General features: G+C 41.5%; 9 protein-coding genes. All 9 read left to right on the top strand.

Going from position 1 to position 10,702, the window contains the following annotated elements; translation table 11 throughout:
• Positions 1-1,338 (top strand): ABC transporter substrate-binding protein (locus RWO85_RS08905; RefSeq protein WP_314415402.1); only part of this gene is annotated, 1,338 nt, incomplete at its 5' end.
• Positions 1,339-1,652: 314 nt separating this feature from the next.
• Positions 1,653-2,114: a hypothetical protein gene (locus tag RWO85_RS08900; protein WP_314415401.1), complete on the top strand. Its 462-nt coding sequence runs from the start codon at positions 1,653-1,655 to the stop codon at positions 2,112-2,114.
• Between the two features lie 157 nt (positions 2,115-2,271).
• The gene (locus tag RWO85_RS08895; RefSeq protein ID WP_314415400.1) at positions 2,272-3,366 is read left to right on the top strand and encodes a cystathionine gamma-synthase; all 1,095 of its coding nucleotides are present in this window, start codon (positions 2,272-2,274) and stop codon (positions 3,364-3,366) included.
• Between the two features lie 7 nt (positions 3,367-3,373).
• Complete coding sequence (locus tag RWO85_RS08890) at positions 3,374-4,540, top strand: MalY/PatB family protein (protein ID WP_033684074.1); 1,167 nt, start codon at positions 3,374-3,376, stop codon at positions 4,538-4,540.
• Positions 4,541-4,632: 92 nt separating this feature from the next.
• Positions 4,633-7,731 carry a DEAD/DEAH box helicase gene (locus tag RWO85_RS08885; protein WP_314415399.1) on the top strand — a complete coding sequence of 1,033 codons (3,099 nt, stop codon included), beginning with the start codon at positions 4,633-4,635 and terminating at the stop codon, positions 7,729-7,731.
• A 47-nt stretch (positions 7,732-7,778) separates the two neighbouring features.
• The gene (locus RWO85_RS08880) at positions 7,779-8,396 is read left to right on the top strand and encodes a cystathionine gamma-synthase (RefSeq protein WP_314415398.1); all 618 of its coding nucleotides are present in this window, start codon (positions 7,779-7,781) and stop codon (positions 8,394-8,396) included.
• 10 nt (positions 8,397-8,406) lie between these two features.
• On the top strand, positions 8,407-9,741 hold the full coding sequence (murC, locus tag RWO85_RS08875) for a UDP-N-acetylmuramate--L-alanine ligase (RefSeq protein WP_314415396.1): 1,335 nt from the start codon (positions 8,407-8,409) through the stop codon (positions 9,739-9,741).
• Between the two features lie 9 nt (positions 9,742-9,750).
• A complete protein-coding gene (locus RWO85_RS08870; RefSeq protein WP_314415394.1) occupies positions 9,751-10,239 on the top strand; it encodes a GNAT family N-acetyltransferase in 489 nt (162 codons plus the stop codon).
• Positions 10,215-10,702 (top strand): GNAT family N-acetyltransferase (locus RWO85_RS08865; RefSeq protein ID WP_314415392.1); only part of this gene is annotated, 488 nt, incomplete at its 3' end. The genes RWO85_RS08870 and RWO85_RS08865, both read left to right, overlap by 25 nt.

Below are 10,702 nucleotides of genomic sequence, written 5' to 3'. Positions count from 1 at the left end.
CCATCTAGCATTTTGTACAATGGACCTTTCTTGATGAAATCCTTTGTTTCAAAATCAGTTATCGAATTCAAGAAAAATCCTAACTACTGGGATGCTAAAAATGTCTTTGTAGATGATGTGAAATTAGCCTATTATGATGGTAGTGACCAAGATGCACTGGCTCGTAACTTTGTCGAGGGGGCTTATAGCTACGCTCGTCTCTATCCAAATAGTTCAAGCTTCGAAGGAATCAAAGAGAAGAATAAGGACAATATCATTTATAGCTTGCAAGATGCTACTTCTTACTTCTTAAACTTCAACTTGGATAGAAAATCTTATAAATTTACTTCAAAAACAAATGATGCTGAGAAGAAATCGACTCAAGAAGCAGTTCTGAATAAAAACTTCCGTCAAGCCATTAATTTTGCCTATGACCGTACAGCTTACGGGGCTCAATCTCAGGGAGAAGAGGGTGCAACTAAGATTTTGCGTAACCTCGTCGTTCCTCCAACATTTGTAAGTATCAATGGAAAAGACTTTGGTGAAGTAGTAGCCTCTAAGATGGTCAATTATGGTAAGGAATGGCAAGGAATCAACTTTGCGGATGCTCAGGATCCGTACTACAATGCTGAAAAAGCTAAAGCCAAATTTGCAGAAGCTAAGAAAGAACTCCAAGCCAAAGGAGTTCAATTCCCTATCCACTTGGACATGACAGTTGACCAAGCTGCTAAAAAGGGTGTCCAAGAGGCAAACTCTATGAAGCAATCTATTGAGGCAGCTTTAGGTGCAGAAAATGTTGTAATTGATATTCAACAACTCACTACTGAAGATTATGACAATTCAAGCTATTTGGCTCAGACAGCAGCTCAGAAGGATTATGATCTTTACAACGGTGGTTGGGGTCCTGATTACCAAGATCCTTCAACCTACCTTGATGTCTTTAACGTTCATTCTGGTGGTTTGATGCAAAATCTAGGTTTAGAGCCAGGTGAAGCCAATGACAAGGCCAAGGCTGTTGGACTAGATGTCTACACTCAAATGTTGGAAGAAGCCAACAAGGAACAAGATCTTGCGAAACGCTATGAAAAATATGCTGAGATCCAAGCTTGGTTGGTAGATAGTGCTTTAGCAATTCCAAATGTTTCTAAGGGTGGAACACCAGTATTGAGAAAAACTGTTCCTTTCTCAGAACCATATTCATTAGCTGGTAATAAAGGAATCGAATCCTATAAATACCTCAAAGTACAAGATAAGACAGTCACAAAAGATGAATATGAAAAAGCCAAAGAAAAATGGTTGAAAGAAAAAGAAGAATCTAATAAAAAAGCCCAAGAAGAATTGGCAAAACATGTCAAATAAGGATTTTTCAAGAAAAACGATGGTTTCGAAAGAAGCTGTCGTTTTTTAATAGAATGATGGCAAATTTGGAAGAAAAAATCTTATATTTTTTTATTTGTTTATTGGAATTATGTTATAATGAATATAACAAAAACGTGAGAAATTATTTTCGAAAATCTACCCAGTGTTAACTGAAGTATGCACATGCTAGGGTAATGTTATAGGAGGGGTGCCATCTACTGGGAAAGTAAGATAAAATGTAACAAATGATAAGTTCTTCTTTTATGTGAAGAGTTCTTATCTGCCTATTTACTAATCGTTATGGAGGTAACATCATGGGCGCTATTATGGAATTTGCAACAGAAAAACAGATTGAATCATTTCTTTCAACTTGTCATATCGAGGGACAAAGGAATTTTCTGATGGCTTTTAAGAAAAAGACATGGTTGAAATCCTTTATTGATTTTTTCATTATAGGTGGTTCCTACTATGTTCAGTCGAGTGTGAAGCCTAAAATTCTGGCATTCACACCTAAGGGGATTTTCTTGATGGACATCAGTGATATAACTGAAAATCGTTCTAATCAAGTCGTAGAGATGCCTTGGAATCAAGTTCAAGATTTTACTTATAAGACAGTCTTGAATACAGTTAGGCTGAACTGGCACTATCAAAATGAAGACTATATTTTTTCCGTGGATGTCGGTCAGATTAGTCAGCGTGTGGGCCAGTATCAATTTAACAAAGACCATTATGACTATTTAGCCCAACAGGATTTTTTCGTTCACAGTAAACCCTAGCAATCATTTTCACAAAAGAATCTGGAAGCTTTTCTGGATTCTTTTTAGCTTTACTCGATAAGTCTATAGTTTGAAACTATAACTAGCTCTTGAAAAGAAGAAAATGAGTTGATGAAAATAAGTGGTACAATAGTTACTATAGATTTGGAGGAATTGTATGAGCAAGGAATTACACATTAACACAATTTTGGCCCAGGCGGGTATTAAGTCAGATGAAGCGACAGGAGCCTTGGTGACACCGCTTCATTTTTCAACGACCTATCAGCATCCAGAGTTTGGTCGATCTACTGGGTTTGACTATACACGCACCAAAAACCCAACTCGCAGTAAGGCGGAAGAAGTCTTGGCGGCTATTGAGTCAGCAGACTATGCCCTAGCGACTAGCTCAGGGATGTCAGCTATTGTACTGGCCTTTAGCGTCTTTTCAGTAGGAAGTAAGGTCTTGGCAGTGCGTGACCTTTACGGCGGTTCTTTCCGCTGGTTTAATCAAGTGGAGCAAGAAGGCCGTTTCCATTTTACCTATGCCAATACAGAAGAAGAGTTGATTGCTGAGTTAGAGAAGGACGTGGATGTTCTCTATATCGAAACGCCAACCAATCCCTTGATGTTGGAATTTGACATCGAAAAACTAGCAAAATTAGCTCATGCTAAGGGTGCCAAAGTGGTGGTAGACAATACCTTCTACAGCCCTATCTACCAACGTCCGATTGAAGACGGCGCTGATATCGTTTTGCATTCAGCAACCAAGTATCTGGCAGGGCACAATGATGTCTTGGCTGGAGTGGTTGTGACCAATAGTTTAGAACTATACGAGAAGCTTTTCTACAATCTCAATACGACAGGGGCAGTCCTGTCTCCGTTTGACAGTTATCAATTGATTCGTGGTCTCAAGACCTTGTCTCTTCGTATGGAACGTTCAACAGCCAATGCCCAAGAAGTGGTTGCCTTTTTGAAGGATTCTCCAGCAGTTAAGGAAGTTCTCTACACTGGTCGAGGAGGCATGATTTCCTTTAAAGTAGCGGATGAAACACGCATTCCTCATGTTTTGAACAGTCTCAAGGTCTTCTCTTTTGCGGAAAGTTTGGGTGGGGTAGAAAGTCTCATTACTTATCCAACGACGCAAACTCATGCCGATATTCCAGCAGAAGTGCGCCATTCTTATGGTTTGACAGATGACCTCTTGCGCTTGTCAATCGGGATTGAGGATGCTAGAGATTTGATTGCGGATTTGCGCCAAGCCTTGGAAGGATAAGACAAAGATGGGAAAATATGATTTTACAAGCCTGCCCAATCGTCTAGGACACCATACCTACAAATGGAAAGAGGCGGAAACGGATAGCGAAGTCCTACCAGCTTGGATAGCGGATATGGACTTTGTGGTCTTGCCTGAAATCCGCCAAGCTGTGCAGACTTACGCAGACCAACTGGTTTATGGCTATACCTATGCCAGTGAAGAGTTAATTAAGGAAGTTCAAAAGTGGGAAGCGACACAACATGGTTATCACTTTGACAAAGAGGCCCTTGTCTTTATCGAGGGTGTGGTACCAGCCATCTCAACAGCTATTCAAGCCTTTACAAAAGAAGGCGAAGCGGTTCTGATTAACACACCTGTCTACCCACCTTTTGCTCGCAGTGTCAAGTTAAATAATCGCAGATTGATTACTAATTCTTTGGTGGAAAAGGATGGTCTGTTTGAGATTGACTTTGATCAACTTGAAAAGGATTTGGTGAAAGAGGAGGTCAAACTCTATATTCTTTGCAACCCTCACAATCCTGGTGGACGTGTTTGGGAAAAGGAAGTGTTGGAGAAGATTGGTCAACTCTGCCAAAAACACGGTGTTTTCTTGGTTTCCGATGAGATTCACCAAGATTTGGCCCTCTTTGGTCATAAGCATCATTCCTTCAATACTATTAACCCTGCCTTTAAAGAATTTGCAATCGTCTTGAGCAGTGCCACTAAAACCTTTAACATCGCTGGGACAAAAAATTCCTATGCAGTCATTGAAAACCCTAAGTTGAGACTGGCTTACCAGAAACGCCAGTTAGCCAATAATCAGCATGAAATTTCAGGCTTGGGTTATTTGACGACAGAAGCTGCTTATCGCTATGGTAAGGATTGGTTAGAGGAACTCAAGCAAGTCTTTGAAGACCACATCAATTATGTGGTGGATTTATTTGGAAAAGAGACTAAAATCAAGGTCATGAAACCGCAAGGAACCTACTTGGTTTGGCTTGATTTTTCAGCCTATGACCTGACTGATGAAAGATTGCAAGAGCTGTTGAGAAATGAAGCCAAGGTTATCCTCAATCGTGGTTTGGATTTTGGGGAGGAAGGAAGTCTCCATGCCCGCCTCAATGTAGCTATGCCTAAATCTCTGCTGCAAGAAGTGTGTCAGCGAATTGTGACGACTTTTACCAAACGTTAAAAATCCAGCCTTCTAGGAGAAAAGTCTGCCTAGGAGGCTATTTTCATGGGCGAAAATATGGTATAATAAAAAGATAAGGTAAAGGTAGAAATATGGCTAAATTGATTCCGGGGAAAGTCCGTATCGAAGGCGTTGCCCTTTATAAAACTGGTAAGGTTGATATTATTAAGGAAAAGAACAATCGGCTCTACGCTCGCGTTGCAGAAGAAGAACTGCGCTATAGTTTAGAGGATGATTTGGTTTTTTGTGCCTGCGATTTTTTCCAAAAGAGGGGCTACTGTGTGCATTTGGCTGCGCTGGAGCATTTTCTAAAAAATGATGAGCGTGGTCAGGACATTTTGCAGGGTCTGGAAGAAGGTCATGAAGAAAAAGAGGCTGTTGAAACCAAGGTGACCTTGGGTGGCAAATTTTTAGAACGAATCTTGTCTCCAAAATCAGACCGCTCCTATGAGTTGTCGGCTGTCGGTCAGGTGGAAGCAGGAACTAATCATATCTTGTGGACTCTGAGAATCGGGCAAGTCAATAGTCAAAAATACTATGTCATTCGGGATATTCCACTCTTTTTAAAAGTTGTCGAGAAGAGAAAACCTTATATGATTGGAAAAACCTATGAGGAGTCTCTTTCTTGGGAAGCCTTTGATGAGGCCAGTCAAGAACTTCTGACTTTCTTGCGGGGACTAACGGAGGAAGGACAGGCTCCAGACCTCTTTTTCCACAACCAAGGTCGACACCTCTTTTTCCCTCTGACCTTTTTTGAGCAGGGTGTGAATTTACTGATGACCTTGCCCCATTTTCAATTTGACCACCAAGTGGATAGTTACCAAATCCTGCTGTTTCAGGATATGCATTCGGATGCCAATTTATTTGCCTTTACAGTAACAGCATACTCGGATTATTTTGAAATGGAAATCAGTGAGAGTCCGAGGGTCAATGTCTTTTATCAGGGAGCTGTGCTTTTCCATAAAGGACAGGTTTATTTTCTAACAGACCAGCAGATGCGTCTTCTCAAGGAAATCAAAGCGTTGCCCTTGGATCAGCATGGCAAGAAATACCTGCAATTTGATAGCAGTGACCGAGATAAGTTAGCCTCTTGTTTAACTCTTTTTAGCCAGATGGGTACCGTTTCAGCTCCTGAACGTTTACAAATTAAAACTTTTGAGCCCTCTTTTTATTTTGACAGGGAAGGGGACAATCGGATTCGTTTAGAAATTCAGTTTGATTATGGGGATAGGCAGGTATCAAGCCGACAAGAGCTAGAAGAATTGCCATTTTCGAGTGATGCTGACTTAGAAGAAAGAATTTTCCAAGCCTGTTTGGCTGTGGGCTTTGAAGCAGATTTTCAATCTTGGCGTCAGGCCTTAAAAGCGGAGTCTGTCTATCATTTCTTTCATGAAATCATTCCAGGCTTTGAAAAACTCGGAAATGTTGACCTATCAGACAAGCTAGAAGAACTTTATAGTCTAGCAAGCCCTCAGGTGCAGATTGCCTCCAAGGGAGGTCTCTTGGAAATTCAGTTCGATTTTCAAGATATTGCCCAAGAGGAAATTGACCAAGCCATGCAGGCCTTGCTTGCCAATCAAGATTTTTACATTGGTGCGTCTAATCAAGTCTACTTTTTCGATGAAGAAACCAAGAAAATTCGCCAAAATCTACAGGAATTGGGGCAGTTTGAGTTAAAAGATGGTTCTTTGCAGGCTCGGAAATCCTTGGCCTACAGTTTAGCCCATCTTTTTGAAGGACGAGACCGTGTTTCTTTCTCACAAGAATTCCAGAATCTGGCTCACGATTTGACGCATCCAGAGGACTTTCCTTTGCAAGCAACTCAGGTTCAGGCTGACTTGCGAGATTATCAGGAAAAGGGGATCGGCTGGCTGCAAATGCTCCATTATTATGGTTTTGGTGGGATTTTAGCTGATGATATGGGACTTGGTAAAACCCTGCAGACCATTGCTTTTTTGACCAGTCAAGTGACAAAAGAAAGTCGGGTTTTGATTTTAGCTCCGTCAGGTTTGATTTACAACTGGGTAGATGAGTTTCAGAAATTTGCCCCACAGTTGGATATGGCTGTTGTTCATGGTTTGAAATCTAGTCGTGAAGAGATTCTTGCTGAGAGCCATCAAATCTATGTGACGAGTTATGCTACCTTCCGTCAGGACAGTGATCTTTATCAGGGGATGGCCTTTGACTTCCTTTTCTTAGATGAGGCTCAGGTCATGAAAAATGCCCAGACCAAGATAGCCCAGACCTTGAGACAATTTGTAGTGCCGTCAGTTTTTGCCTTGTCAGGAACTCCTATTGAAAACCATCTGGGTGAGCTGTGGTCTATTTTCCAAATCGTCATGCCAGGACTTTTGCCAAGCAAGAAAGAATTTATGAAATTGCCAGCCGAGCGCGTAGCTCAGTTTATCAAGCCTTTTGTGATGAGGCGAAAGAAAGAAGAAGTTCTGACTGAATTACCAGACTTGATTGAAGTGGTTTATAAGAATGAACTGGAAGACCAGCAAAAGGCTATCTATCTAGCCCAATTGCAACAGATGCGAGACCGTTTAGCTCAGGTGTCAGATCAGGAATTTCAGCGTAGTCGAGTGGAAATCTTGTCTGGTCTGATGCGCTTGCGTCAAATCTGTGACACCCCTGCCCTCTTTATGGAAGATTATCAGGGAGCCAGTGGCAAACTGGATAGTCTTCGTGACCTGCTGGTACAAGTGGCAGACGGCGGACATCGTGTCTTGATTTTCTCGCAGTTCAAGGGAATGTTGGAGAAAATTGAACAAGAACTGCCTGACTTGGGCATGACATCTTTTAAAATTACAGGTTCAACCCCAGCCAAGGAAAGACAAGACATGACCAAGACCTTTAATCAAGGGGAAAGAGATGCCTTTCTGATTTCCCTCAAGGCTGGTGGTGTCGGTCTGAACCTGACAGGTGCTGATACCGTTATCTTGGTTGACCTTTGGTGGAATCCAGCGGTGGAAGCGCAAGCCATTAGCCGTGCCCATCGGATGGGGCAGGAAGAAACGGTTGAGGTCTATCGCTTGGTGACCAAGGGAACCATTGAAGAAAAAATTCAGGAACTCCAAGAACAGAAGAAACATCTGGTGTCACAAGTATTGGACGGCACAGAGTCACGTGGAAGTCTGACCCTAGCAGAAATTAGAGAAATTTTGGGAATTTCTGAAGCCAGCACTTGAAAAATCAAGACAATACGCTATAATGAAGTGTTGAAAGGAAATAGAAAATGAGAGAAGAACGATTTCCATTGGTGTCAGATGATGAGGTCATACTGACTGAAATGCCAGTCATGAACTTGTACGATGAATCTGACTTTATCAGTAATATCAAGGGAGAATACCGTGATAAGAATTATCTGGAGTGGGCTCCTATTACTGAAGAAAAACCAGTCAAACCGATTGAAAAGCCAGTAGAGAAACCTAAAAAGGCTCCTTTAGGGGTTAAGAAAGAAGGAAAGAGCTATGCGGAGGTGGCGCGTGAAGAAGCGCGTGCGGACTTGAAAAAGAAACGCTCAGCAAGTTATCTGACAAAGGATATCACTCCTACAAGACGCCATTCTCAGCCAAGTCTAGTTAGACAGGGAAATCAACCTACCGCGCCTTTCCAAAAGGAAAATCCTGGTGAATTTGTCAAATATAGCCAAAAATTGACCCAGTCTCATTACATCTTGGCGGAAGAAGTCAAATCTATCTCTACCAAGAATGAAGAGGTAGCAGCACCTGCTCCAAAGAAAAACAACTATGATTTTCTGAAGAAGAGCCAAATCTACAATAAAAAGAATCAACAAAAAGAACAAGAACGTCGGGTTGCCCAAGAGTTGAATCTGACCAGAATTACAGAATAGGGGAGGAAACATGTCAAAGACATATCATTTTATCGGAATTAAGGGATCAGGGATGAGTGCCTTGGCTTTGATGTTGCACCAAATGGGGCATAAGGTTCAAGGATCAGATGTTGAAAAATACTACTTTACTCAACGTGGTCTAGAGCAGGCAGGAATTACCATTCTTCCTTTTGATGAAGAGAACCTAGACGGTGATATGGAAATTATAGCTGGAAATGCCTTTCGTCCAGATAACAATGTTGAAATTGCCTATGCGGACCAAAATGGTATCAGTTACAAACGTTACCATGAGTTCCTAGGTAGCTTTATGCGTGACTTTGTTAGCATGGGAGTAGCAGGAGCGCATGGAAAAACTTCAACTACAGGTATGTTATCTCACGTCTTGTCTCACATCACAGACACTAGCTTCTTGATTGGGGATGGGACAGGTCGTGGTTCGGCCAATGCCAAATATTTTGTCTTTGAATCTGACGAATATGAGCGTCACTTCATGCCTTACCACCCAGAGTACTCTATTATCACCAACATTGACTTTGACCATCCAGACTATTTCACAAGTCTAGAGGATGTTTTCAATGCTTTTAACGACTATGCTAAACAAATTACCAAGGGTCTTTTTGTCTATGGTGAAGATGCAGAATTGCGTAAAATTACGTCTGATGCACCAATTTATTATTATGGTTTTGAAGCAGAAGGTAATGACTTTGTAGCTAGCGAACTTCTTCGTTCAACAACTGGTTCAACCTTCACAGTTCATTTCCGTGGTCAAGAATTGGGTCAATTCCATATCCCAACCTTTGGTCGTCACAATATCATGAATGCGACAGCCGTTATCGGATTGCTTTACACAGCAGGATTTGATTTGAACTTGGTGCGTGAACACTTGAAAACATTTGCAGGTGTTAAGCGTCGTTTCACTGAGAAAATTGTCAATGATACGGTGATTATCGATGACTTTGCCCACCATCCAACAGAAATTATCGCAACCTTGGATGCGGCTCGTCAGAAATACCCAAGCAAGGAAATTGTAGCAGTCTTCCAACCTCATACTTTTACAAGAACCATCGCCTTGTTGGACGACTTTGCTCACGCTTTGAACCAAGCAGATGCTGTTTATCTAGCCCAAATCTATGGATCTGCTCGTGAAGTAGACCATGGTGATGTTAAGGTAGAAGACCTAGCCAATAAAATTAATAAAAAACACCAAGTGATCACTGTTGAAAATGTTTCTCCACTCCTAGACCATGATAATGCTGTTTATGTCTTTATGGGTGCAGGAGACATTCAAACCTATGAATACTCATTTGAACGTCTCTTGTCTAACTTGACAAGCAATGTTCAATAGGAAGTTCCCATGGAAATTCCAATTAAGATTATTCAGGCAAGTAAGTCTGACTTGACTGAGATAGAGGCACTTCAGGCCTCATCTTTTCTAACTGAAAAGCAGCAACCTTCCCATATCTTAGAAGAAAGTATCCGTAAGTGTGCGGATACCTTTCTTCTAGCTAGAGATGAAAATCAGCTTCTGGGCTATGTTCTAGGTGGTCCTTACCCACACAATCCGCAATGTCTAGAAATACATTCTTTGGTCATCAAGGCTGACCATCAGAGACAAGGCTTGGGGACGCTTCTTCTTGCGGCTTTGAAAGAGGTGGCGGTTGAGCAGGATTACAAAGCTATTCGTTTGAAGAGTCCGGATGAGCTGCTTTCCTATTTTGAAATGAACGGATTTATTGATGAAGAAGAGACAGATTCGCTTTATGTAGCTAGTCAAGGTTTTAGTATGATTTGGTTTAATCCCTTTTATCTGGAGGCGCAATGGAAATCAGGAAAGCAAGATTAGAAGATTTAAATCGTATCGTTGAAATTGAACTAGAAAATTTCTCGCTTGAAGAAGCCATTCCTCGCTCTGTTTTTGAGGCGCATTTGCGAGAAATTCGGACCTCTTTTCTGGTTGCAGAAAAAGAAGGCAGAATCATGGGTTACATCGAAGGGCCAGTTGGACCACACCGCCATCTGCAAGACCAGTCCTTTACAGAAGAGATAGAAGATTATAGTCATAAGCCTGGTGGTTATATCTCTGTGACCTGTCTTTCTATTGCCAAAGAATCACAGGGACTTGGACTTGGTAAAAAATTACTAACAGCCTTGAAAGAAGTGGCTCTTGAACACGAAAGAGAAGGTATTAACCTAACCTGTCATGACTATCTCATCGCCTACTATGAAAAACAAGGATTTGTCAATGAAGGCCTGTCCCAGTCAACCTTTGCAGGGGAAACTTGGTATGATATGGTCTGGGAAGCTAA

This window comes from uncultured Streptococcus sp. (assembly GCF_963521865.1).
Taxonomy (GTDB): domain Bacteria; phylum Bacillota; class Bacilli; order Lactobacillales; family Streptococcaceae; genus Streptococcus.
Note: the sequence above shows the minus strand (reverse complement) of the source record. Positions and strands in the feature narration are given on the sequence as shown.